This window comes from Oerskovia sp. Root22, assembly GCF_001429135.1.
GTDB classification, from domain to species: Bacteria; Actinomycetota; Actinomycetes; order Actinomycetales; family Cellulomonadaceae; genus Oerskovia; species Oerskovia enterophila.
On record NZ_LMIL01000007.1, the window covers coordinates 571,713 to 595,673 of the forward strand.

The 23,961-nt window shown below is 74.0% G+C and carries 18 protein-coding genes; 7 read left to right on the forward strand and 11 right to left on the reverse strand.

All coding sequences use genetic code 11. From position 1 onward, the window contains the following. Positions 1-113 precede the first annotated feature (113 nt). Together ASE15_RS07510 and ASE15_RS07515 are read right to left on the reverse strand one after the other, a co-directional pair. Positions 114-1,253 (reverse strand): PDZ domain-containing protein, encoded by a 1,140-nt coding sequence (locus ASE15_RS07510; protein ID WP_235534240.1) that lies wholly within the window; start codon positions 1,251-1,253, stop codon positions 114-116. A 158-nt stretch (positions 1,254-1,411) separates the two neighbouring features. Further along, positions 1,412-2,611, reverse strand: a complete 1,200-nt coding sequence (locus tag ASE15_RS07515) for a hypothetical protein (protein ID WP_082608631.1) — start codon at positions 2,609-2,611, stop codon at positions 1,412-1,414. Positions 2,612-2,657: 46 nt separating this feature from the next. Between ASE15_RS07515 and ASE15_RS07520 the strand changes: the two genes are divergently transcribed. Continuing rightward, complete coding sequence (locus ASE15_RS07520) at positions 2,658-4,133, forward strand: zinc-dependent metalloprotease (RefSeq protein ID WP_056762476.1); 1,476 nt, start codon at positions 2,658-2,660, stop codon at positions 4,131-4,133. Here the strand turns inward: ASE15_RS07520 and ASE15_RS07525 are convergent. Then, complete coding sequence (locus ASE15_RS07525) at positions 4,130-4,840, reverse strand: SprT-like domain-containing protein (RefSeq protein WP_082618272.1); 711 nt, start codon at positions 4,838-4,840, stop codon at positions 4,130-4,132. The two genes, ASE15_RS07520 and ASE15_RS07525, sit on opposite strands and share 4 nt — an antisense overlap. A 232-nt stretch (positions 4,841-5,072) precedes the next feature. Between ASE15_RS07525 and ASE15_RS07530 the strand changes: the two genes are divergently transcribed. Continuing rightward, a complete protein-coding gene (locus tag ASE15_RS07530) occupies positions 5,073-6,167 on the forward strand; it encodes a ThiF family adenylyltransferase (protein WP_056762479.1) in 1,095 nt (364 codons plus the stop codon). On the opposite strand, the gene ASE15_RS07535 is transcribed toward ASE15_RS07530, so the two are convergent. After that, on the reverse strand, positions 6,153-6,578 hold the full coding sequence (locus tag ASE15_RS07535) for a WhiB family transcriptional regulator (RefSeq protein ID WP_056647765.1): 426 nt from the start codon (positions 6,576-6,578) through the stop codon (positions 6,153-6,155). The genes ASE15_RS07530 and ASE15_RS07535 overlap by 15 nt on opposite strands. A gap of 467 nt (positions 6,579-7,045) precedes the next feature. Next, positions 7,046-9,067: an ATP-dependent DNA helicase UvrD2 gene (locus tag ASE15_RS07540; RefSeq protein ID WP_056647763.1), complete on the reverse strand. Its 2,022-nt coding sequence runs from the start codon at positions 9,065-9,067 to the stop codon at positions 7,046-7,048. A 123-nt stretch (positions 9,068-9,190) separates the two neighbouring features. On the opposite strand from ASE15_RS07540, the gene ASE15_RS20300 reads away from it, so the two are divergent. Together ASE15_RS20300 and ASE15_RS07550 are read left to right on the forward strand one after the other, a co-directional pair. Then, on the forward strand, positions 9,191-9,592 hold the full coding sequence (locus ASE15_RS20300; protein ID WP_056762481.1) for a hypothetical protein: 402 nt from the start codon (positions 9,191-9,193) through the stop codon (positions 9,590-9,592). 182 nt (positions 9,593-9,774) lie between these two features. Continuing rightward, positions 9,775-10,041, forward strand: coding sequence for a mycoredoxin (locus ASE15_RS07550; protein ID WP_056647758.1), 267 nt, complete (start codon positions 9,775-9,777; stop codon positions 10,039-10,041). Between the two features lie 165 nt (positions 10,042-10,206). Here the strand turns inward: ASE15_RS07550 and ASE15_RS07555 are convergent, their stop codons facing one another. Further along, a complete protein-coding gene (locus ASE15_RS07555; protein WP_056647755.1) occupies positions 10,207-11,250 on the reverse strand; it encodes a DUF2776 family protein in 1,044 nt (347 codons plus the stop codon). A gap of 93 nt (positions 11,251-11,343) precedes the next feature. Then, on the reverse strand, positions 11,344-12,417 hold the full coding sequence (nudC, locus tag ASE15_RS07560) for an NAD(+) diphosphatase (protein ID WP_235534243.1): 1,074 nt from the start codon (positions 12,415-12,417) through the stop codon (positions 11,344-11,346). Positions 12,418-12,536: 119 nt separating this feature from the next. Between nudC and ASE15_RS07565 the strand changes: the two genes are divergently transcribed. Further along, complete coding sequence (locus ASE15_RS07565) at positions 12,537-13,460, forward strand: phosphotransferase (RefSeq protein ID WP_056647752.1); 924 nt, start codon at positions 12,537-12,539, stop codon at positions 13,458-13,460. Positions 13,461-13,476: 16 nt separating this feature from the next. Here ASE15_RS07565 and ASE15_RS07570 read toward each other — a convergent pair whose 3' ends face one another. The 3 genes from ASE15_RS07570 to ASE15_RS07580 form a co-directional block, all read right to left on the reverse strand. Next, a complete protein-coding gene (locus tag ASE15_RS07570; protein WP_082618275.1) occupies positions 13,477-17,085 on the reverse strand; it encodes an ATP-dependent DNA helicase in 3,609 nt (1,202 codons plus the stop codon). Then, positions 17,082-20,528 carry a UrvD/REP family ATP-dependent DNA helicase gene (locus ASE15_RS07575; protein WP_235534245.1) on the reverse strand — a complete coding sequence of 1,149 codons (3,447 nt, stop codon included), beginning with the start codon at positions 20,526-20,528 and terminating at the stop codon, positions 17,082-17,084. The genes ASE15_RS07570 and ASE15_RS07575 overlap by 4 nt, the downstream gene beginning before the upstream one ends. A 118-nt stretch (positions 20,529-20,646) precedes the next feature. Next, the gene (locus tag ASE15_RS07580) at positions 20,647-21,534 is read right to left on the reverse strand and encodes a DUF3152 domain-containing protein (protein ID WP_056762483.1); all 888 of its coding nucleotides are present in this window, start codon (positions 21,532-21,534) and stop codon (positions 20,647-20,649) included. A gap of 222 nt (positions 21,535-21,756) precedes the next feature. On the opposite strand from ASE15_RS07580, the gene ASE15_RS07585 reads away from it, so the two are divergent. Both ASE15_RS07585 and ASE15_RS07590 read left to right on the forward strand, forming a co-directional pair. Further along, positions 21,757-22,440, forward strand: a complete 684-nt coding sequence (locus tag ASE15_RS07585; protein WP_056647934.1) for a TetR/AcrR family transcriptional regulator — start codon at positions 21,757-21,759, stop codon at positions 22,438-22,440. 156 nt (positions 22,441-22,596) lie between these two features. Next, positions 22,597-22,821 carry a DUF3107 domain-containing protein gene (locus ASE15_RS07590; RefSeq protein ID WP_056647744.1) on the forward strand — a complete coding sequence of 75 codons (225 nt, stop codon included), beginning with the start codon at positions 22,597-22,599 and terminating at the stop codon, positions 22,819-22,821. 166 nt (positions 22,822-22,987) lie between these two features. On the opposite strand, the gene ASE15_RS07595 is transcribed toward ASE15_RS07590, so the two are convergent. Next, entirely contained in the window at positions 22,988-23,725 is a 738-nt protein-coding gene (locus ASE15_RS07595; RefSeq protein WP_056647741.1) for a ferritin-like fold-containing protein, read from the reverse strand. Positions 23,726-23,961: the final 236 nt, after the last annotated feature.

Genomic DNA, 23,961 nt, shown 5'->3' on the forward strand with positions numbered 1-23,961 from the left:
GCGCGCCACCCCCGCACGGAGCACGGACAAGGACGGCGGGGCCGGACGACCATGGTCGTCCGGCCCCGCCGTCGATTCCGCAGCCGTTCGGTGCGGCCGTCAGTGCGCCGCGGTCACGAGGTGCACGTCGGCAGGCTCTCGCCCTCGCCCGCGCCGATCGCGACCATCGCGTCGCGCGCGTCCTCGAGGGTCGCGATCTTGACGACGTTCAGCCCCTCGGGCACGTTCCCGACGACCTCGTCGCAGTTCGACTCGGGGGCCAGGAACCAGGTCGCGCCGTCGCGCTCGGCGCCGTACAGCTTCTGCTGGATCCCGCCGATGGGCCCGACGTTCCCCTCGACGCTCATGGTCCCGGTGCCCGCGATGACGTTGCCGTCGGCCTCGTCCTCGGGCGTGAGCTGGTCGATGATCCCGAGCGCGAACATGGTGCCCGCCGAGGGGCCACCGATGTCGTCGATCTGGATCTTCACGTCGATCGGCAGCTCGAAGTCGGGGTCGATGAAGACTCCGAGGATCGCCTTGCCGTCGGCCTCCTGGGTCGTGATCGTGAGGTCGACGGCCTCGCCGCCACGGTCGACACCCAGCACCACGTCCTCGCCCGGGGTCACGGTCGCGAGCTCGTCGATGAGGTCCTGGTAGGTCACGACGTCCTTGCCGTTGGCCGACGTGATGACGTCCCCCTCCTCGACGACGCCGGCCGCGCCCGTGTCCTTCGCCGCACCCTGGATCGTGAGGGTCGCGGGCACCTCGTAGCCGAGCTCGGTGAGCGCGGCCACGGTCGCGGTCTCCTGCGACGACAGCATCTCGGCCTGGCTCTCCTCGGCCGTCTGCTCCTGGGTCACGTTGCGCGGGAACGTCTCCTCGACGGGGCGCACGGACCGCGAACGCTGGGCCCAGCCCTCGATCACCTGGAAGAGGTTCGCGGGGTACCCGGGACCGCCGGCGACCGACACGGTGGTCAGCAACAGCTCGCCCGTGGAGTCGAACGTCTCGGCGCCCTCGATCTGGATGAGCTCGCGGTCGTTCTGCTCGCCGAGCGTGTCCTGCGTGGGACCGGGCGAGCGCACCACGTAGGGCGCGGGCATGACCGCGAGGCCCGCGACCAGCAGGGTCGTGGCCAGCAACGAGATCCCGAGCGTGAGCGAGCGGCGCGTCACGGGAGGAGGCGTGTAGTCGTCCTCGGGCGGCGGTCCGAACGGGTCGGGACCGGGCGCGGGCTCGTGCGGGTCTCGGGGGGCGAGCGGTTCTGTCACGTCGCTATCATCCCCGAGAATCCTGAAGGTTCGCTGGCGGCAGGCCGGGAGGTTCCTGCCAGCGCCCGACGACGTCGCGCACGCCGCGAGCCCCCCTCACCTCGCGCGGGGCACCCGACTCGAGCCGCACCCGGGGCGAGGTCACCGCCCGAGGCGGCTCACCGCCGTCGGGCCTGCCGCCAGATCGCGGCCGTCCCCAGGAGCGCGACCGCCGCTCCCGCGGCCCCTAGCGCCGCGGCGTCCCGGCCCCCCACGCGGCGGCCACCCACCGCGATCCGGCCCCGGACGCCGTCCATGAGGACGTCGACGCACTCGGCGCTCGACCACGCAGGAGCCCAGCCGGCCTCGTGCAGTCCGTGCGCGGAGACGGTCCACGGGTGCACCACGAACGCCATGTCGCTCGCGGGCGACGGAAGCACGCCCACGCGGTGCAGACGTTCGGCCGCACCGAACGCGGTCGCCGCGGGCAGGCTCACGGTCGCGAGCCCCGTGCGCTCGACCAGCTCGGCGGGCGTGACGACGTCGGGCTCGCCGTGCTCGTCGAGCGCCCCGACCGTGAACGCCCCGGACCGTCCCTCGGCGGCGACGAGGCGGACCGCCGCGGCGAGGTCGTCGGTGTGCACGAGCTGCCAGGGGCGTTCGCTGCCCTTGACCACGAGCAGGCGAGGGGCCTCGAAGTGACGCGTGAGGATGGTGTCGACCTCGGGTCCGACGACGACCGCGGGACGCAGGACCGCGAGCAGCACGGGCTCGTCGACGAGGTCCAGCTCGTCGGCCAGCGCCTCCTCGAACGCGACGAGGTCCGCGACGAAGCCCGCGGCGTCGGGCGAGACGGGCTCGGCGTCCTCGACGACGGGCCGGTCGGCGCTCGCGCCGTGCACCATCGCGGACGTGACGGCCACGACCTGGCGCACGCCGTGCGCAGCGGCCGCCCGGGCGACGCGACGCGCTTGCTCGACGAGGAACGCGCGGCGGGTCTCGCCCTTGAGCGCCCTGATCCCGAACTCTCCCGCGGGGGCGACCACGACCACGGTCCGCGCGCCCTCGACCCACGGCGCGGCCAGATCGTTGGACTCGGCCGGCGCCCGCTCGGGGCCGCGCCCGCCGAGGGCCTCCCGTACGAGTGCCGCGACGCGCCCCTCGCCCACGACCACGGTCGCGTCGTCGGCGCCCGGCCGCTCGTCCTGGCCGTCCGACCCGGCGTCCGTCGCCGGTTCGTCCCCCTGCCCGACGGCGCCGCTCGCCCGGCCGTCGTCGTCCCCGGGCGCGCTCGACGCGCCGGGCGTCCCGGCCTCCGACGCGCTGCGCCGTGAGCGAACCGAGCCCTCCGACATGCCTCGCGCCCCCTTGCTGGTCACAGATTGTGGTTACGGTGATTCCTGACGCTATCCCGAGGAGACCCCGATGAGCAGCCAACCGCCCGACGAGTTCACCTCCGGCGCGGGCGACCAGCCCGACGCGCAGTGGGAAGAGCTCCTGCGTTCCATGTTCGGCGCGGACGCCGACGAAGCCCTGCGCGAGCTGCGCGCACGCGGCCTCGACCCGGCGGCGCTCGCCGCCGGCAGCGGCCTGAGCAACGACCCTGCCGCGATGAAGCACGTGCTCGCCCAGGTGCAGCGGCTCCTCGCGAGCTCGGGCAACGGCCCGGTCAACACCGACGTCGCGCACGACATCGCCCGCCAGGTGGCCGTCGCGGAGGGCGATCCCTCGCTCACGCCGGCCCAGGTGCGGTCGGCGACCGAGGCCCTGTCGGTCGCCGAGCTGTGGCTCGACGCCGTGACGGACCTCCCTCCCGCGGGGGGCAAGCGGTACGCGTGGAGCCGGTCGGAGTGGGTCGAGAAGACGCTCCCCGCATGGAACGCGCTCGCTGCCCCGGTCGCGTCCTCGGTCGCCGACGCGCTGTCCACGGTCCTGCGCGACCAGCTCCCGGGTGGCGGCGACGGGCCGGACGCGCTCTCGTTCGGCATCCCCGGGCTGCCTGCGGGCGCGCTCGGTGCGGACTTCGACCCCGCGCAGATGATGCGCCGGCTCGGTTCCGCGGTCTTCGGCATGCAGATCGGACAGGCGACGGGGACCATGTCGCGCGAGGTCTTCGGTGTGACGGACATCGGGCTGCCGCTGCTCCCCGAGCCCGCCACCGCCCTGCTCCCCACGAACGTCGCGGCTTTCGCCGAGGGGCTCGACGCCCCCCTCGAGGAGGTCCGCCTCTTCCTCGCGCTGCGCGAGGCCGCGCACGCACGCCTCTTCACGCACGTGAGCTGGCTCCGCGGGCACCTGCTCGGGCTGGTCGAGGCCTACGCACGGGGGATCACGATCGACCTCGACGCGCTCGAGTCCCAGCTCTCCGACATCGACGTGACCGACACGAGCGCTCTCCAGAGCGCGCTGTCGGGCGGGGTGTTCGGGCTCCAGAACACCCCCGAGCAGGAGGCCACGCTGCTGCGCCTCGAGACGGCCCTGGCGCTGGTCGAGGGCTGGGTCGACGAGGTCAGCGCACAGGCTGCGCTCCCCCACCTGCCTCACGCCGTGCCGCTGCGCGAGATGCTGCGCCGTCGGCGGGCCGCGGGCGGCCCGGCCGAGCAGATCTTCTCGACGCTCGTGGGGCTCGAGCTGCGGCCCCGTCGGTCGCGCGACGCCGCGACCCTGTGGGCGCTCATCGCGGTCCAGGGCGGCGCCGACGCCCGCGACGCGGTGTGGGACCACCCGGACCTGCTGCCCAGCCCGCTCGACCTCGACGACCCGTCCGGCTACCAGTCCCGGCGTGCCGAGGTCCAGGCCGAGCAGACCGACCTCGACAAGGCCCTCGCGGACATCTTCAACGAGGCCGACGGCTCGACGGGCGGCACCGAGGCCGAGCCCGACGGCTCCCCGCGCACCTAGCGCGCGGACTCCCTCGCGGGGGCCTGCGCGCCTCGTCCGGCCGGCACGGCGTGCCGGTCGGGCGTCGCGCGCGGGGTGGGCTCCGGTGCGGCGTCGTCCTGCGGGAGCGGGGGGTGCGCCTCGATCTCGACGTGCGGCGGGGCCACCTTGTCCTCGTCGGGCGACTCGGGGGTGCCGCCGTCGCGCGTGAACGAGACCCCCTCGAGGAAGCCCTTGGCGCGCTCCGTCCGGGGGTAGGACTCGAGCAGCGCCCAGAACCCGGGGCCGTGGCCCGCGTGCAGCAGGTGCGCGAGCTCGTGCAGCAGCACGTAGTCCAGGACCCACTCGGGCATGCCCTGGACACGCGTGGAGATCCGGATGCTGCCGTCGATCAGCGTGCACGAGCCCCAGCGTCTGCCCTGGTTGCTGGACCAGCGCACGCTCGTGGGGTGCGCCCGCCCGTCGAGGTACTTGGCCGAGAGCTCCGTGGCGCGCGCGACGAGCTCGGCGTCGGACGGCCTGCGCCGTCGTTCCTTGTCCGCGAGCCGGTCCAGCATCCGCTGCACCCACTCGCGTTCCTGGGCTCGCGTGAACCGCGCGGGGATCGACACGATGGTGCGTTCCCCGTCGCGGTAGGCGCTGACCGTGCTCTTGCGACGACGGCTCCGGCGCACCTCGACGTACGTCTCGGCACCACCCTGGGTACCTCGCTCGGCTTCGTAGGCCACGGCACAGACCGTAGTGGTTCATCGTGACATATGCCATAGACCACGCCGACGATTCTGCGACACGTGTGCGAGAAACCGTCGAGAAACGGTCAAGCGTTGGCTGCGAGCCGCGGGTGTGACGACCTCCGCCCAGCGGTTGTGGACAACCTCCACGAGCTGCCTGTCGCTGGCAGTGTGGACGACGCAGGCCCCGACGGAGCATCCCCGGGAGCCCTCAGCCGAGGAGACGCCCATGGTCGACGCACCCCTGTTCCCCGTCCGGCTGCGGCCGGGGACGATCGTGCTGCGCCGCGGCCCGGGTGAGCTGCAGTACGGCACCGACGACCGGTGGAGCGTGCTCCTGAGCGGCCTGAGCGAGGACGAGGAGACCTGGCTCCTCGACCACGGCCGCTCGGCCCGCCCGCTCCTGCACGCCCCGGCCGAGGTCCGCGCCATACCGCTCGAGCGGCAGCGCGTGATCCTGCGCCACCTGCGCGAGGCGCTCCTCGTCGTCGGGCGGGCGGACGACGTGCGCGAGGACGTGGCCGCCCCCGCGCGCGGCGCGGCCGACGCGGCGACGCTCTCGCTCCTGCGTCCCGACGCGGCGGGGCACGCGACGCTGTCCCGACGGGCGAGCACGAGCGTCGCGATCGAGGGCCTGGGGAGGTTGGGGGTCGGGACGGCGGTCGTCCTCGCCACGGCAGGAGTGGGAACCCTCCTGCTCGACGACGTCGCACCGGTCCAGGCAACCGACGTCGGGCTCGGCGGCTACCGTCCGCGGGACGTAGGGCTGCCGCGCCGCGAGGCCGCCGCGCGGCTCCTCACGGACCTTGCGCCGCAGGTGCAGGCCCGGGCGGTCGACGCCGCGCGGTGGGTCTCGCCCCACGGGCGGCGGCCGGACGTGGTCGTGGTGGTCGAGCGTCGCGTGCTGCGCCCCGACAGGTACGGGCGGCTCACGGGCGACGGGACCCCGCACCTACCGGTCGTGGTACGAGAGGCCGATGTGGTGGTCGGACCGTTCGTCCGACCGGGGCGGACGCCGTGCGTCCGGTGCGTCGAGGGGCATCGTGCCGACCTCGACCCGCAGTGGCCGCAGCTCGCGGACCAGCTCCGGGATCCTCAGCGCGAGGTCCTCGACGTCGAGGAGACCACGCTGGCAGCAGTCGGCTCGGCGATCGCCGCGAGCCAGGTGCTCGTGCACCTCGACGGGCTGACGCCCCGCGCAGCCACGGCCTGCATCGAGATCGCTGTTCCCGATGCGGTGCCGAGGCTGCGCGAGGTGGTGAACCACCCGCGGTGCGGGTGCTCGAGCCTGACGGGTGCGGCGGCCATGTCAGGCCGCCGATGACGCCGAGACGGACTCGGCTGCCTCGCGGGCAGCCGCCTCCTCGGCCTGACGGGCGAGGACCTCGGCCTTGCTCGGCCGTCCACGCCCACGCTTGCGGGCGACGACGGCCCCGTCGACGAAGACCTCGCCGCCCCAGACGCCCCACGGCTCCTGGCGCTCGAGGGCGCCGGCCAGGCAGCCCGCGACGAGCGGGCACGACTGGCACAGGGCCTTGGCCTGCTCGACCTGGGTCGACTGCTCGGCGAACCAGAGCTCGGGGTCGTTCGTCCGGCACGGCAGAAGGCCGGCGAGGAGCCGGTCGAACTCGGCCGCGTCGGACGAACCGAGGGGGGTGGAGAGGGGCTGATGGGGAGTCCAGGGGCCGGATCCGCCCTGGGTAGTGATGTTGTCGAGCAGCGCGGTGAGCCGCACGATGTCCTCCAGTGATGTCCTGTTTGCGTGTGAACTTCTTTGTCACAGGACCCGCAGATGGTCGTCACGTCCGGGATGGTGGACGGCTGACCGGGAAGACGATCGCATTCGGAGAAACACGAAGGCCGCGGGTCCAGGTGGACTCCGCGGCCTGAGAAGGGTGCTGCCGGTGACTAGACCGGCGACGTCCTCAGTGCGGAGTCGGGCGCGGGGCGGATGACGAGGGATCCGCCGCGTCGTGCGCGGTTGGTCGGATCGGCCGACACATGTGTCGGGTTCGTCGTCAGGATCTGGTTCACCATGCTCACCCACCTCCAATCTCCGTCGAGCGCTCGCCTCTCGGCGCGCGCCTCTCCTACAAGGACTCCTGAACCATATGCCGCCCTCGGAAGGGGGCACAACTTATTTAATGAGATTCTTCTCGACGAGTTTTCCGGGTGGCTCCGCGGGGGCCGCCCGACCCCAGGTCAGGACCCGGATCGCGCCACGATGTCCAGCAGGGTCTCGCCGTACTTCTCGATCTTGGCCGGGCCGATCCCGTTGATCTTCGCGAGGTCCGGCACCGAGGAGGGTCGGGTCTCGGCGATCGCCGCGAGCGTGGTGTCCACGAGGATCGTGAACGCCGGCTTGTCCGTCTCCTGCGCGACCGACAGCCGCCACTCGCGCAGCTGCTCGAACAGCGCGCGGTCGTACTCGCCCGTGAGCTGCACCTTGTTCTGGTTGGCGCGGCTCCGTCGAGGTGCGCGGGACTGCTCGTCGTCGGGCCACAGACCGTCGAGGAACCGCGTGCGTCGTCGTGTGGCCCGCCCACCAGGGTTGCGGGACCGGCCGAACGAGACCTGCAGGTGCTCGCGGGCACGTGTGATGCCCACGTAGAGCAGGCGTCGTTCCTCGGCCACGGCCTCGTCCGTCTCCGCGAGCGAGATGGGCATGAGCCCCTCGCTCATGCCGGCGAGGAACACCGCGTCCCACTCGAGCCCCTTGGCCGCGTGCAGCGAGGCGAGCGTGACGCCCTCGACCGTGGGGGCGTGCTGGGCCGAGGCACGCTCGTCGAGCTCCGCGACGAACGACGCCACCGTGGGGGGCGCGTCCTCGGGAGCGACGCGCGCGACGTCGTCGGCCAGGGCCACCAGGGCCTGCATGGACTCCCAGCGCTCGCGGGCAGCCCCTCGCGCGGACGGCGGCTCGGAGGCCCACCCGGCCGACATGAGCACGTCACGGACCGTCTCCGGCATGGGGACCGCCGGGTCCGCAGAACGGGCGGCGCCGCGCAGCAGCACGATCGCGTCACGTACCTCCTTGCGCTGGAAGAAGCGCTCGCCCCCACGGACCAGGTACGCGATGCCCGCGTCCGCGAGCGCCTGCTCGAACCCTTCCGACTGGGCGTTGGTGCGGTAGAGGATCGCGATCTCGCTCGCGCGCGTCCCCGCTGCCAGGAGACGCCCGATCTGCGCGGCGACGCCCTTGGCCTCGGCCTCGTCGTCGTCGTAGGCCACGTACGCGACGGGTGGGCCCGACGGCCGCTGGGCGATGAGCTCGAGGGCCTGGTGCGCTCCCCCGCGGCGCCCCGCGCGCGCCAGGAGCTGGTTCGCGAGCGTCACGACCTGGGGCGTGGACCGGTAGTCCCGGACGAGCTTGACGACCTGGGCCCCCGGGTACCTGGTGGGGAAGGTGAGGAGGTGGTGGGGCGTGGCGCCCGTGAACGAGTAGATGGTCTGCGACGGGTCGCCCACGACGCACAGCTCCTTGCGTCCCCCGAGCCACTGGTCGAGGACGAACTGCTGGAGCGGGGAGACGTCCTGGTACTCGTCGACCACGAAGTGGCGGTACTGGCGCCGGACCTCGTCCGCCATGGCGCCCTGCGACGAGAGCATGTCTCCGAGCATGAGCAGGACGTCCTCGAAGTCGATGACCGAGCGCTCGGTCTTGACCTCCTCGTACGAGGCGATGAGACGAGCCACGGTCTGGTGGTCGTACCCCGCGGGCGCCGGGCGGTCGATCGCGGCGCACGCCTTCACGTAGTCGTCCGCCGTGACGAGCGAGACCTTGGCCCACTCGACCTCCGACGACAGGTCGCGGACCGCGATCCGGTCCACGCCGAGGCCCAGCCTGCGGGCGGACTCGCCGACCACGGCCGCCTTGTACTCGAGGATGCGGGGTGGGGCACCGCCCACGACCTTGGGCCAGAAGTAGCTGAGCTGGCGCAGCGCGGCAGCGTGGAACGTCCGGGCCTGGACGCCGGTGGCCCCGAGCTCGCGCAGACGCGTGCGCATCTCGCCCGCGGCACGCGCCGTGAACGTCACGGCGAGCACGCTCGTGGGCGTGTACACGCCCGTCCGCACGCCGTAGGCGATGCGGTGCGTGATGGCTCGCGTCTTTCCCGTGCCCGCACCCGCGAGCACGCAGACGGGCCCGTGCAGCGCGAGGGCGACATCACGCTGGTCGGGGTCGAGGGCTTCGAGGATCTGGTCCGCTGACTCGTTCGGCATCACGTCGATTCTCTCAGCCGCCGCCCACACCGGACGCCACTCTCCACAGGGTGGGGTCGTCGTCGGGCGCGGCGGGGAACGAGCGACCGGGGTGAGCCGTGCCTGCGCTGCCACAATCGACCGATGCGCATCTTCCGCCTTCCCCAGCACACGATCGACAGGTTCGGCAGCTCGGGCGTCGACATGACACTCCTCCCGTTCGTCGAGCACTCCGAGCGGACGCACGTGAACGTCGCCCGCCTCGGTGCGGGTGGGACGTTGGGTGAGCATCCCGCCACGGCGCCGCAGGTCTTCGCGCTCGTCGCGGGCCAGGCCGTCGTGTCCTCGGGCACCGGCGCCGAGCAGGTGAGGCTCGCCCTGCGGAGCGGCGAAGCGGTCGTCTGGGAGCGGGGCGAGGTCCATCAGACCTGGGCGACCACGGACGTCGTCGCGGTCGTGATCGAGGCCGGGGCCACGGGCGGAGACGCCGCGCTCGGCCTGGCGGCCCCGTTCGAGGAGGTCACCGACCTCGCCGAGCGACGCTGACGGCGGCACGGCCGCGCGCCGACGCTCCCCGCGTCGGACACTCGCACCACGGGGTCCCTTCCCACGAGTGGGAACAACCGCACCCCCGCGGACGTTGCCCACGACGGCAGCACCCGGGTCCAGCACCCGGCGTGGTTGTCGGCCCGCGCGCACGCCCGGGCCCCGCGAACGAAGGAGCACCGATGGCCACGGCCCCGACCACCCCCGACGCCGGATCGATCGTCATGTACTCGACGAGCTGGTGCGGCTACTGCCGTCGCCTGAAGACCCAGCTCGACTCCGCGGGCATCGGGTACACCGAGGTCAACATCGAGGAGCACCCCGAGAGCGCGGCCTACGTCGAGCAGGTCAACGGTGGCAACCAGACCGTGCCGACCGTCGTCTTCCCGGACGGCACCGCGGCGACCAACCCGTCGCTCGCCCAGGTCAAGGAGCGCCTCGCGGTCTGACCTCCCCGCTCCCGGACGAGGTGCTGTCGCGCACCACGCGGCACGTCGTCGTCGCAGAAGGCCCCGGACCGGAGTCCGGGGCCTTCTGCCGTGCTCGGATAGTGCTCGCGCAGCCCTCGGTCGCGGTCGCGCGCACGCGCAGCCCGCACGTGCCCGGCTGACCGGCTACTTCGAGGTCCCCGCCTCGAGGATCGACACGATCGAGAAGAGCGTGAAGCAGACCGCACCGAGCCCGACCAGGACGTGCGCGCCGACGAAGAAGCCCGGCTCGGTCATGGTCGCCTCGAAGAGGAACGCCGCGAAGAACAGGCACGCGAGCGCCGTGGCCACGGGGATGATGGGGATCCGGTTGGCGAGCGCGAAGACCTGGCGCCACACGAGCGCGAGCAGAAGCACCTTGGACAGGATGCTGAAGCAGATGAGCCCCAGGCCGATCAGCACGGTGCCGGGGGCCAGGCGCGACGGGTCGTCCGAGCTGAAGAGCACCACGAGGCCCAGGGCGACGTTGATGGTTCCCATTGCGACGACCCACCACGTCCAGCGGTAGCGCTCGGCGTCGCCGAACTCGTTGCGGACCTGGCGCACGATGCTCGCGACGAGCGCGACGAGAGCGGAACAGACGAGCGACAGGCCGACCATGACGTTGCCCGCGACCAGGGCCGCATTGCCGCCGCGCGCGTAGAGCGTCACCGCGACGATGAGACCGACCACCGCGAACAGAGCGGGGATCGCGATCAGCACGGTTCCCGCCCCGCGTGAGTAGGCGCCGTCCGGTGCACCGCCTCCGACGGGAAGGGCCGCGCTCTTCTGGATGAGCACGAACTTGGTCGACGCCGTGGCCACGGTGCTCACGCACCCCGCGATGAAACCGATGCCGAGCATCACGTGCCCGGCCACGATGAACTGCGGCTCGTCGCCCCGACCGATGATCGTGATGCCCCAGATCATGGTCGCGATGGCCACCGCGTATCCGAGCACGGGCAGGACGATCTCCCAGACCCTGCCGTACCGGTGGACGAGCTGGCGGATGATCGTCGCGGCGGTCGTGAACAGCGCGATGCAGATCGCGGTCAGGGCCACGTTGACGTGACCTGCGACGAAGTGGTTCGCGTCGTCACCGCCCGACAGGACGTAGAGCCCGAACGCGAGGCACACCGCCCCCATCGCCAACGGGATCGCACGGAAGAGAACGCTGATCGACGGGTTCATGCTCACTCCTCAGGGTGGACGAGCCGGTGCGTCCACCGTAGGCAGGGCATCGAGGATCGGCCCGTCGAGCACCCTGGACGCCCCTGTGGTAGGTCACTCCCCCGCGAGCGGACCCCCGAACCACTCCTCGACGAGCGCCCGCGCGATCGAGGAACGGCTCGGCAGCTTCACCTCCCCGCTCTCCGTGGCCCGGACGAGCTGCGCCCGGGTGAACCAGCGCGCGTCGGTGACCTCCTCGCCGTCGGGCCGGATGTCCGTCGTGAGCGCCGTGGCCGTGAAACCCAGCATGAGCGAGGCCGGGAACGGCCACGGCTGGCTCGCCCGGTAGATGACCTCCCCCACCTGGACGCCGACCTCCTCCGCGACCTCGCGCCGCACGGCCTGCTCGAGCCCCTCGCCCGGTTCGACGTAGCCCGCGAGCGTCGAGAAGCGTCCCTCGGGCCAGTGCGCGGCGTGGCCCAGCAGGAGCCGGTCCTGGCCGGGCCCCGCGCCCGGGTCGACGACCGCCATGATGACCGCCGGGTCCGTGCGCGGGTAGTGCTCGATGTCCTGCGCCACGCAGCGCCGCACCCAGCCCGCCGCGACGGGGACGGTCGGCTCGCCGCAGCGCGGGCAGCGCTCGTTGGCCGCGTGCCAGGCCGCGAGCGCCACGGCCTCGGTCGCGAGCCCCGTGTCGCGCGGACCGAGGCGCGAGGCCAGCTCGCGCAGCCCGGCCCACTCGTGCGCCCGTACCAGGACGGACAGCGGACCCGAGGGGTCCACGCCCTCGATGTCGAGGTCGAGGTCGTCCGCGTCGTCGGGCAGGAGGAGGGCCAGGAAGGACGTGCCCGACGGCGTGTCCTCACCCAGGAAGATCCAGCGCGGCGTGTTGCTGTGGTCACCCGTGGCCGCGTGGGGCTCGGGTACGGCGGCGACGTCCTGAGGGGTGGCGAGCGCGAGCCCGTCCGGTCCGGTCGCGAGCCGTCCGCGGTGGAGCAGGACCACACGGGTCGAGGGGTCGGCACGCAGCGTCGCGAACAGGCCCTCCTCGGTGCGGCGGTGCGCCGCACGGTCGAGCGCGGAGCGGGCGAGCGGCAGGTGCGCGGCGAACGCGCTGGGGCGCTCGACAGCTCCCGCCGGGGGCTGCGGGGTCGGGACGGGGGTTGCGGGCGAGGTCTGGTCGGTCACCTGTCGACCGTAGGTCACGCGGGACGCGCGGCGCTCGCAGCGCACAAGGCGCGGCTCGCGTCGCGGACACACCTGCCGCCGAGGACGGCCCGTCGCTGCGCACCGACTACCGTGGACGCGTGCCACGCTCACCTCTCACCCTCGCCGCGCTCGCGACCGCAGCCGTCCCCGGCCTCGACGTCCGGTCCGTGCGACCGTCCGAGGCGACAGGGGACGACGACGTCGCGATCGTCACCGACGGCGACGGGCAGGAATGGGTCGTCCGGGCTCCCCGTACGCTCGCGGCCGGCGCCGCCCTCGAGGCCGAGACAGCCCTCCTGGACTCGCTGCGCCACTACGTGACGACGGGCGTCCTGTCCTTCACCGTCCCCGACGTGCTGGGCTACGCCCTGCTGCCCGAGGGCGGGCGCGCCGTGGTGCACCACCGGTACGGCGGCGTCCCGCTCGACCTCGACACCCTGCGCCCGGGCCCGGGGCTCGCCGCGGACCTGGGGCGTGTGCTCGCCGCAGTGCACGAGCTGCCGCAGTCCGTCGTCGAGAACGCGGGCCTGCCCGTCTACACGGCCGCCGAGTACCGCGACCGCCGCCTCGCCGAGGTCGACGAGGCCGCGAAGACCGGCAGGGTGCCCGCCCGGCTCCTGCGCCGCTGGGAGGCCGCGCTCGAGGACGTGTCGCTGTGGAAGTACCAGCCCGTCGTCGTCCACGGGGACCTCGGCGCGGGCCAGGTGCTCGTCGCGCGCGGGCGCGTCGTCGCCGTGACCGACTGGGCCGAGGCGCGCGTGGCCGACCCCGCCGACGACCTCGCGTGGCTGCTCGTCGCGGCCCCGCCCGAGGCGATCGACTCGATCATGGAGGCCTACCAGCTGCGCCGCACCGAGCTCACCGACCCGCACCTGACGGACCGTGCTCTGCTCGCGGGGGAGCTGGCCCTGGCGCGCTGGTTGCTGCACGGGGTACGGCACGGGCTCGACGACGTGGTCGCGGACGCCGTGGACATGCTCCTGGACCTGGACGAGGTCACGAGCGGGGACGGCGAGGGCTAACCGGAGGGCGGTGCGCTCAGGCGCCGTGCCCCGCCACGAGCGCCTCCAGCTCGGCCGCGTCGAGAAGTCGCTCCGGTCGCACGGTCTCATCTGAGCCCAGGTAGTAGAACGCCGCGTTGACCTTCTCGACCGGCAGCCCGGACCAGCGCGACCACGCGAGCCGGTACACCGCGAGCTGGACCTCGCGCGTGCGCCGGGCCTCGGCGTCGCGCGGGGCCTTGCCCGTCTTCCAGTCCACGACGACGACGGCGTCCCTCGCCCCGCCAGCGTGCTCGGGGCTCTCGGGAAAGACGGCGTCGATACGCGAACGGAACATGATGCCGCCCACGGGGGTCTCGACGTCGACCTCCACGGCGATCGGCGTGCGCCCCGCCCACTCCGAGGCGAGGAACGTCTGCTGGAGCGCCTCGAGGTCCAGGTCCGGGGAGATGTCCTCGTCGTCGGCCCCCGGCAGGTCGTCGACGTCGAGCAACGACGACGACGTGAAGTACTGCTCGGCCCACAGGTGGAACTGCGTGCCGCGACGCGCATGCACCGTGGGTTGCGCGGGCACCGGGCGCCGCAGGTGCAGCGCGTACTCGCCCCGGTCCGCGGCCAGGCGCACGAGCCCCGACGCCGAGATGTGCGCGGGGAAGGAGATCTCGCTGCTCCGGGAGTCGCGGCGGTCGCGCTCCTCGAGCAGGATGCGCGCGAGCTCGCGCAGGTCCGTGCCCGACGCGTCGAGCAGGGGGGCATGCCCCTCCGCCAACGAGCCTGCACCGGATCCGTCGCCCGCGTCGCTACCCGCAACAGCCACGAGCGAGGCGCGTGCGTCGATCCGTTCCCGGACCCGGTCCGCGGCGGCCCGCACGACCGCCCGGGCGCGCGGCTCGGCAGGTGGAGCGGCCGTCTCACCGATCGTGGCTGGCGCGCGCTCGTCAGCCCCAGGTTCCCCGCGCGGCCAGTCCTTCTCGTGGACCAGCTCGTCGCGCGGGTTGGTCTCGTCCTTCGCGGGCATGCCGGCCCAGTCGGCGTCGCTGATGATGCCGGCCTCGGCCAGCTCCACGAGGAACGGCGAGGGCGTGCGGGGCTTGGTCGCGTCGCGCCACCACGACCCGGCCAGCAGCAGCTCGGCGCGGGCGCGCGTGAACGCCACGTACGCGAGCCGACGCTCCTCGTCGACCTGGTGCTCACCGCTCCCCGCGAGGAACTCCTTGCGGCGCCCGTCGAGGTCCTTGGCGTCCTCCGCGACCTCGAAGTGGAAGACGGGCAGGTCCTCCGCGTCACCGCGCAACGGGTACGGGAGGTTGCCCAGCCCCGTGAACCAGCCGCTGTCGGTCGGCCCCTTGTCCCCCACCGCGGTGTTGGGGAAGATCCCGTCGACCATGCCCGGCACCGCGACGACGTCCCACTCCAGGCCCTTCGAGGCGTGCACCGTGATGATCTGCACCGCGTCGGGGTCCGGCTCGCGCACGGGCAGGTCGAGACCCCGCTCCTGGGAGCCGGCCGTGCCGAGCCACGCGAGGAAGGCGCCGAGCGTCGGCAGGTCCGCCGACTGCGAGAACGTCGCGGCGACGTCACGGAACGCGTCGAGGTGCGCGCGTCCCCGGTCGCCGACCTCCTCGCCGAACCCGCCCGCCGCGAGCGTCGCCGCGGTGGTCACCTCGATGTCGAGGCCGAGCGCCCGCTCGGCCTGCGTGACGAGCTCCGGCAAGGACAGGTACGTCTGCCCGCGCAGGTCGCGCAGGACCGTGGACAGCGCGGCCAGCCGCGCGTGCCCCTCCTCGGTGAGCTCGCGCCCGTCCCGGGCCGCGCGTCCGGGCGCGGGCAGGTCGTCGAGCGCGTCGACGATCGACCGGTGGTCGACCACGTCTCCCTCGACCACGGTGAGCGTCCCGTCCTCGGCGACGCCGGGCAGCTCGCCCTCCCCCGCCGCACCGGACGGACCATCGGGTGCGGCGCCGTCGGACGCGAGAGCGCCCGACAGACCGCCGGAACCGCCCGAGGCGCCCGTCGACGGGCGCCGCGCCGCGTCTCGGCGCGCCAGGTCCGCCGCCCAGCTGCTCAGCGCGTGCAGGTCCGCCGCGCCCAGGTTGAGTCGCGGCCCCGTGAGGATGCGCATGAGCGAGTCGCCGCGCGACGGGTCGTGCGCGACCTCGAGCAGGGCGACGAGGTCCACGACCTCGGGGGTCGAGAGCAGGCCGCCCAGGCCGACGACCTCGACCGGCAGGCCCTTGGCCCGCAGCGCGACCTCCATCGCGAGGAACTGCGAGCGCGCACGGCACAGCACGGCCGCGGTCACGCGTTCCTGGCGGCGCGTGCGCGGGCGCCAGCGTTCGGCGACGAAGTCCGCGACCGCGGCGGCCTCCTCCTCGAGCGTCGCGGCGTAGACGCCGGTCACCACACCGCGCCCGGCCCCCGGGCGTTCGTCGAGCTGCGGCACAGGCACGCGCGTAGCCCCCTCGCGCAGCGGCGCGGCCGTGACGTTGGCCGCCGCGAGGACGGCCCGGTCGTTGCGCCAGGACGTGCTGAGGTACTGCACGTCGGCGGGGGCGCCCGTGCTGCCGGGGCCTGTTGCGCGGAACCGCTCGGGGAACCGCGCGAGGCCGGACGCGCTCGCGCCGCGCCAGCCGTAGATCGACTGGTTCGGGTCGCCCACGGCCGTGACCGGATGTCCGCCGAACAGCGCGCACAGGAGCTCGACCTGCGCGTACGACGTGTCCTGGTACTCGTCGAGCAGCACGACCCCGTACCGCGCCCGCTCCCCTGCTCCCACCGCGGGTACGGTCCGGGCGAGCCGAGCCGCGATCGCGACCTGGTCCCCGAAGTCGAGCGAGTCCGAGGTCCGCTTGCGCTCCTGGTAGGCCTCGACCACGTCGAGCAGCCGGTGGCGCTCACCGAGCGAGCCCAGGAGCCTCTTGACCTCGGCGTAGTGCTCGGTGCGCCTGCCGCCGAGAGGCGTCGCGAGGATCGAGTCGACGATGCCCGTGATGCCATCGCGGGCCTCGTCGGGGCTCAGCAGGTGCTCGCTCAGCGCGCCGGACAGCGACAGCACCGCGCCGACGACCGTGGAGAACGCCGCCTCGGTCTGGAGGTCGCCGGCCCAGCTCTCGACGACCTCGGCCGCGAGCTGCCACTGGCTGGCCTCCGAGAGCAGCCGCGCGCCGGGCTCGATCCCGATCCGCAGCGCGTGGTCCCCCACGAGCGAGGCGGCGTACGAGTTGTAGGTCGAGATCGCCGGCCGGTCCAGCATCGACAGCGCCGCGCCGTCGTTGCCCAGCGCGCGATCGAGCTGCAGGAGGCGCGACTGGACGCGCTCGGCGAGCTCGCCCGCCGCCTTGCGCGTGAACGTCAGCCCGAGCACGGACTCCTTGGCGACCCACTCGTTCGCGATGAGCCACACCACGCGCGCGGCCATGGTCTCGGTCTTGCCCGACCCGGCCCCGGCGACGACGAGCAGCGGCGCGAGGGGCGCCTCGATCACCGCGACCTGCTCGTCGGTGGGCCGAGGACGACCCAGCATCTCTGCGATCCGCACGGCCGAGAAGCGTGGCTCGGGCAGCTCGCGCGTGCCCTCCCCGCCGGCCCCGGCCGGGACTCCGACCGTCCCGAGGTCGAGCTCGTCGAACAGCGACTCGGCGCTCATGCGATCACCTGGCGGCCTTCCGTCATCAGGGGGCAGGACCGTCGCACGGGGCACACCGAGCACAGCTTGTTCTCCCGGGCCGTGAACACCGAGTCGGCCATGGTGTCCGCGACGTCCTCGACGAGCTCGCGCGCCCAGCTCGTCCCGTCGGGCTCGGGGTCGAGCGCCGGCTGGGTCCGCAGCCCGGCGTCCTTGCCATCGCCGACGAACACGAGCTGCGCGCCCGCGCTGCGCGTGCCCTCGGGCAGGTCGAGCGCACCGCCCTCGACGGCAAGCTGATAGGTGCCGAGCTGGGGATTGGTCACGGCCTCCGTGACCGACGGCTTGGTCTTGCCCGTCTTGAGGTCCGCGACGCGCACCGCGCCGTCACCGGCGTCCTCCACCCGGTCGATGACCCCGCGCAGCACGGCACGGCCGATCTCCAGCTCGAACGGCGCCTCGACGAGCAAGGGCTCGCCCGAGGCCTGCAGGTACCTCGCGAGCCGACCGACCATGTCCTCGGCCTTGTGGCGAGTCTGGGTCGTGGGCCAGCCCGGCGTGAGCGCGAGCTCGGGCCAGCGGCGGTCCAGCTCGGCCGCGAGCTCGGAGTGCGTGCCGCGCGGCGCCTCCTGCGCGATCGAGTGGACCAGGTTGCCGAGCGACTGGGCCGTCGCGTCGGGGGCCGTGCCTCCCGCGCTCTCCACGGCCCAGCGCAGCGCGCACCTGCTCACCGACTCGACCTTGGACGGCGAGATCATGACCGTGTCCTCGGGGCCCCACAAGGGGTCGGTGCTCGAGACGGGGTTCACGCCGTACCAGGACTCCGGCCGGGCCTCGCCCACGCCCGCGAGCGCCAGGTCGGCGAGCAGCTCGGCGAGGGCCTCGGGTCGCTCGGGGTCGCCCGGGTCCCCCACGTCTCGCGTCGAGCCGTCCCCGCGCACCATCTCCTCCACGAGCAGGCTGCGCGCCGAGGCCACGAGCCCGCGCAGGTCGAGGGGCTGACCGACCTGGACGCGGCGCGGGTCCCGCTCCTCCTCGGGGAGCACCGGCCCGTCCCCGTCGCCACCGTCCTGAGGCACACCACCCGCCCCCTCGGCGGCGTCGTCGGGCCCCGCGGGCGGGCACACGAGGTCGACGAACGGTGAGGGCACCTCGTCGACGTCGCTCACGGCCGTGACGAGCAGACGACGTGACGCACGCGAGGTCGCGACCGCGAACGAGCGCAGCTCGTCGGTCAGGACGGCCCGCCGAGCGTCGGGTCCCAGGCCGTGCGCGTCCTGCGAGCGCCCCGCGAGGAGCTCGACGAGCGCCTCCGACCCGAGCAGGGAGTCGCGCAGGCGCAGGTCCGGCCACACGCCGTCCTGGACGCCGGCCACGACCACGACGTCCCACTCGCGGCCCGCCGCCCCGGCGGGCGTGAGCGCCGCGACGGAGTCCGTCCCGGCGGCCCGGGCCGCGAGCGAGTCGGCCGGCAGGTCCTGGGACTCGAGGTACTCCACGAACGCCGACGGCGGAGCGCCCGGCATGCGGTCGACGAACGTCTCTGCGGCGCGGAAGAGCGCAAGGACGGCATCGAGGTCGCGGTCGGCGCGCGCGCCGACCGCTCCACCGCCCAGCGCGGCGTCCCGCCAACGGTCCGAGAGCCCGGTCGCGCTCCAGATCGCCCAGAGCACGGTCTGGGCGGTCGCGTCGGGGGCGAGCGTGGCCTCCCGTCCGGCGGCGATCACCCGGGCGACCGCCACGGCACCACGACGAACGCTCGCGGGCAGCGTCGCAGCGCGCGACGCGTCGAGCAGGACCTCGACCAGGAGGGCGTCCGACGTGCGCCCGCCGCCCGACCCGAGCTCCTCGGCCCGCAGCGCCCGGCGCAGGCGGCGCAGCGCGACCACGTCCAGGCCGCCCACGGGCGAGGTCACGAGCGCGGCCGCCGTCACGGGGTCCAGCTCGTCGAAGCTGGTGCTGTGGGCCGGCACCTCCCGCTCGATCAGGGTCTCGGCGGGGTCGCCCACGTCGCGGGTCACCGCGTCGTCGATCCCGGCCGTGCCCCGCACGCCGTCCAGCCCTCGCGAGTATCCGGCCGGAGGCAGGCCCACCGCGACGCGCATGATCGCGAGCAGCGGCGTGACCGCGGGCTCCTCGCGCAGCGGGACGTCCGAGCCGAGGATGCCGACGGGCACCGACGCCGCGATGAGCGCGCGCCGGAGGGTCGCGAGCTGCGACCCCGCGCGACAGACCACGGCCATGCGCCCCCAGGGCGTGCCGTGCAGCAGGTGCTCGGCCCGCAGCTCACGGGCCACGTACGCGGCCTCCTCCGCGCCGCTGCCGAGCAGCGCGACCGACGCCCCGCGGGGCGCCCCGCCCTCGGGGACGGGAGCCGGCGAGGCCGCAGCCCCACGGTGGACCGCCCCCGCGACCGTGCCGATCTGGGTCGTCACGGTCCGGGTGACGTCGCGTAGCGCGACCTCCTGACGCCAGGCCGTCCCGAGGACCTCGACGCGCGCGTCGAACTCGCCCGTCGCTGCCCGCCGACGCACGGGCGCGCTGGCGCGACCGACCAGCCCCGGGCTCGCGCCACGGAAGGTCTGGACCGCGGTGTCCGGGTCCGCCAGGAGCACGAGACGCGCACCCGCGTCGTGCACCACGCGCAGGAAGCGCGCGGTCGCGATGGTGGCCTCCTGGTAGTCGTCCACGACGACCACGTCCCACGTGGGCCGCGGCGCGCCCGTGACCTCGTCCTCCCAGGCGAGCAGCGCCTCCGCGGCCTCGTCGACCACGACCGCCGGGTCGTAGCGCGCGCCCAGGTCCGGGGTCCCGACGCGCAGCGCCGTCACGTCGAGGTACTCCTGGTAGACCTGCGCGGCGGTCCGCCACTCGGGGCGCTCGTGCGCCGCACCCAGGTCGTCGAGGGCAGCGGGGGTCAGGCCGCGCTCGGCCGCGCGCATCAGCAGGTCGCGCAGCTCCTGACGCAGGCCGCGCAGGGCCAGCACCTCCTCCGGCAGACCGTCCGGCAACCGCAGCGGCACGCCGTCCCCGTCGAGGTGCCCCGCGAGGAGCTCGGCCAGGAGGAGGTCCTGCTCGGGGCCGGAGATGAGCGTGGGCGGCGGCTCGCCGATCGCGGCCGCGCGCGCACGCAGGACCGCGAAGGCCGCGGCCGCGGCCGTGCGCACCATGGGCGCGCTGACCGTCCGGTCCGCGCGCGCCGACAGCCTGTCCCGCACCTCGGCCGCCGAGCGTCGGGACGCCGCGATCACCAGGACGCGTGCCGGGTCGACGCCCTCGCTCAGCGCCTGCGCGGCGACCTCGATGGCCACGGTCGTCTTGCCCGTCCCGGGAGCCCCGACGACCAGGGTCGCCGGTTCCGTGCGCGCCGCGTCGAGCGCGGCCCGCTGGGTCGCGTCGAGCCGGACGGGCGCCGTGGAGGCGGTGTCCGGCAGGACGAGGCGGAGGTCCGGGTGGTGCAGCACGGGAAGATCTCATCACGAGCCACCCACACTCCGGTGCCCCCGGCGAGGGCCCCACCCGAGCCCGCTCCGGGGTCCCGGACGGCGCCACCGGCAGCCGCTGGAAGAACACCCTGCCCGGCTACCCGAGCGTCGGCCACCCGTTGGGCAGGCAGCCCTCGGTCGACATCGACTGCTGCACCATGACGGGAGCGAGCGTCCCGGGCGCGGGGCAGCTCACGTGCCGGTGACCCAGCACGTGCCCGACCTCGTGGTTCACCAGGTAGTGCCGGTAGAGCCCCATGTCGCCGTCGAAGTCGGAGGCCCCCTCGACCCAGCGCGAGAAGTTGAGGATCGCCGCACCCGTCACACCGCACGAGTACGTCCCGCCGGTCTTGAGCGGGGCGCACATCCGGTCGGTCGTCGCCGGGCTCGCCAGGACCACGCGGATGCTCGCGTCACCTCCCGTCCGGGCGAACGTCACACCGTCGACCGGTCCCCAGCCCCGTGGGTCGTTGAGGGTCGCCATGACGGCCGCCGCGAACGTCTCGCCGTCCACGGGCAGCCCCGCCTCGACCTCGATCCGCACGGTCTTGACCGTCCCGGCCCCCGGCGCCGCGACCTCCGCGGGCACGACCACGAGCGCGCCGCCCAGGTCCGGCACCACCTCGGTCCCGACCAGGCCCGACCCCGCCTCGATCTCCCGTTCGAGCACGAGAGGAAGCGACCCGGGTCCGTCGAGCCCCAGCTGGGGGTCGCGGACGGACCGGCTCGCGACGTCCTCACCCCGGGGCTCGGGCGCCCCGCCGGTCGCGTCGCCGGCATCCTCCGTCGTGTCGCCCGCCGCGGGGGTCCCGTCGCCCGCCTGCCCGACGGCGCCGCTCACCGGGGCATCCGGCCCGCCGTCCGCCACCGCGCCGGCGGCGGCACCGGGCGCTCCCGGCAGGAGCGACCCCGCACCGAGCCCCCCGGCCCCGAGTCCCGCCAGCAGCCCGACCGACGCGAGGACGAGAGCAGGACCACGCCGCATCCCGCGTCTGCGGACCCGTCCCAGACGCGCCCGGGCGCGCGACCTGCGCGAGGTGCGCGGCGCCGTCGGGCTGGAGAATGAGTCCTGACCTGCACCTTCATGCCACTGCGGGGCGCCCTCCGGGCGTCCCCTCGATCCGTCGTGGGGGGCTTCCGGGGGCTTCACGTGTCCATGATCGCACCGCCCGTCACGGCCCGTCGCCGCTGCCCGTACTATCGCCGCATGTCGGGGGTCGCAGAGAAGTCGAGAACCACACGGTCCATACCCGTGCGCATGCCGCGGGACGAACGGCGCGCGCAGCTGCTCGCCGTCGCCGAGCGTCTGTTCTCCGACCACGGCTACCACCACATCACCATGGACGACATCGCGGACGGCGCCGGGGTCAGCAAGCCCGTGCTCTACCGGCACTTCCCGTCCAAGCTCGACCTCTACATGGCCCTGGTCGACGAGCAGGGCGCGGCACTGGTCCGCTCGGTGCGGGCCGTCCTGGCGCCGTTCCGCTCCGCGGCCCCCGGCACGTCGTCCGAGGACCTCGACGCCCTCGCGGTCGACGGGCTCGCCGTGATCGAGGGGATCGTGCGGGCCTACGTCGACTACGCGCGGTCGGCCGGCCCGTCGGCCGGGCTCCTGTTCGAGTCCGACGTCATGCGCGACCCGGGTGTCCGGGCCCGCGTGCTCGAACCCGACGAGGTCAACGCGCGCGAGTTCGCCGAGGTCCTCGGCCGGCTCACGTCGCTCACCGAGCAGGAGGCGCTCGTGGTCGCCCGGACCTGCACCGCGATCGCCCGGACCGCGGCGACCGAGGCCGTCCGCGCCGGGAGCGACGTGACGACCGCCGAGCTCACCCGCCTGCTGCCCGCGCTCGCCTGGCGAGGCGTCCACGGGATGCTCCGCCGCGACGCCTGACGGGTCGGGGTCGCGGGAGGCCCTCAGCAGGGCCCGCGCGCGCCCTCACCAGCGCGGGAGCACCGGAGGTCCTCGGGAATCTCGTTAGTATCGGAGGAGTTGTCGACCAGTGGCCGGCGGGATCACCCGCGGGCGACGCTCGCGAAGGAGAATCACGTGGAAGTCACCATCGGTGTGCAGAACTTGGCCCGCGAGCTCGTGATCGAGACGGAGGAGACCACGGAGGCTGTCGCCGCCGCCGTCTCGGCCGCCCTGGCGGGCGGTCCGGCACTCGAGCTGCTCGACTCGCGCGGTCGCCGCGTCATCGTCCCGACGTCGTCGATCGGCTACGTGGAGATCGGTACCGAGGAGCAGCGTCGGGTGGGCTTCGGCTCCCTCTGAGAGCTCACGCAGAACGAGGGCGGTGCCCCGGCCGGTCGGCCAGGGTACCGCCTTCGTTCTGCGTCGCGACGGTCGCTGGGCGCTCAGGCCGCGAGGCTGTGCACCACCCGCTCAGGCCACGAGGCTGTGCACCACCCGCTCAGGCCGCGAGGCCGACCCGGACCGCTCAGGCCGCGAGGCCCAACCGCCCCATCCTGCGCGTGTGCTCCGCCGTCAGCTGCGAGAAGACCCACGCCTGGCGGTCAGCGGCCGTCCCCGTCGCGTCTGCGGCTCCCGGGGTCCCCGCCTCGGTACGGTGCCCCGCGCCGTCCGCGAGGAGCCTGCTCAGCCCCTCACGCTCGGAGAGCAGCGTCTGCACCAGCCCGAGCGCCTCGCCCACGAGCCGCCGTCCCCACAGGGCGAGCCGCGACGCGAGCACGGGGTCCGCCGCCGCGGCGTCCGCGATGACGGTGGCCGAACGCTCGGAGTCGACGCCGTCCGAGAGGATCTCGAGGACCAGGTCGCGCGACTCGTCGTCGAGCCCGTCCGCAGCGAGGCGGCAGAAGTCGTCGGCGACACCGTGACCGACGTACCCCTTGAGCACGCCTTCCCACCAGGTGCTCGACGGCGTCCGCGCCTCGAAGTCGTCGAAGATGCCGTCGAACGCGCCCATCTCGGCCTCGGGGTCGGCGCCCAGGTCGGCGATGCGCTCGAGGACGCGCTCGTGGCGCGCGAGCATCTTGCCTGCGTGGCGCGAGAGCTGGTGGCGCTGCGCGAGGGTCGGAGCGTGCGCCGCGTCGGCCGCGAGACGGCCGAAGGTCGCGAGCTCGGTGTAGGCGATGAGGCCCAGCAGACCGATCGCGTCACGGTCCGTGGCGAGCTTCTCGGTAGCGACGGACGGGTCGTGGTGCTGCGGCTCGCTCATCGGGTCAGGATAGTCGAGTCACGCCGAGCGTCCCCGTCGTGGGACGCGACATGACGGGCAATGATCGGCTTGACGGGTGCCGTCCGATAGTATGGGGGGGTACATCGGTTGCCCGGTCGTCCGAATCCCCGGTCCCCGGTGGGTGCTCGTGAGCCCCACCCCGTGCCGAAAGACTTGCGAACGACACTGCACGACGCCGACCTCGGTCGGTGCGCGCGGGCGGAACCGGGGTTCGC

Coding starts and splice junctions, on each gene's coding strand:
- ASE15_RS07555 (WP_056647755.1), bottom strand. CDS start 11,250: ATGAACCCGTCGATCAGCGTTCTCTTCCGTGCGATCCCGTTGGCGATG.
- ASE15_RS07520 (WP_056762476.1), top strand. CDS start 2,658: ATGAGCAGCCAACCGCCCGACGAGTTCACCTCCGGCGCGGGCGACCAG.
- ASE15_RS07530 (WP_056762479.1), top strand. CDS start 5,073: ATGGTCGACGCACCCCTGTTCCCCGTCCGGCTGCGGCCGGGGACGATC.
- ASE15_RS07540 (WP_056647763.1), bottom strand. CDS start 9,067: ATGCCGAACGAGTCAGCGGACCAGATCCTCGAAGCCCTCGACCCCGAC.
- ASE15_RS07585 (WP_056647934.1), top strand. CDS start 21,757: ATGTCGGGGGTCGCAGAGAAGTCGAGAACCACACGGTCCATACCCGTG.
- ASE15_RS20300 (WP_056762481.1), top strand. CDS start 9,191: ATGCGCATCTTCCGCCTTCCCCAGCACACGATCGACAGGTTCGGCAGC.
- ASE15_RS07570 (WP_082618275.1), bottom strand. CDS start 17,085: ATGAGCGCCGAGTCGCTGTTCGACGAGCTCGACCTCGGGACGGTCGGA.
- ASE15_RS07580 (WP_056762483.1), bottom strand. CDS start 21,534: ATGCGGCGTGGTCCTGCTCTCGTCCTCGCGTCGGTCGGGCTGCTGGCG.
- ASE15_RS07550 (WP_056647758.1), top strand. CDS start 9,775: ATGGCCACGGCCCCGACCACCCCCGACGCCGGATCGATCGTCATGTAC.
- ASE15_RS07595 (WP_056647741.1), bottom strand. CDS start 23,725: ATGAGCGAGCCGCAGCACCACGACCCGTCCGTCGCTACCGAGAAGCTC.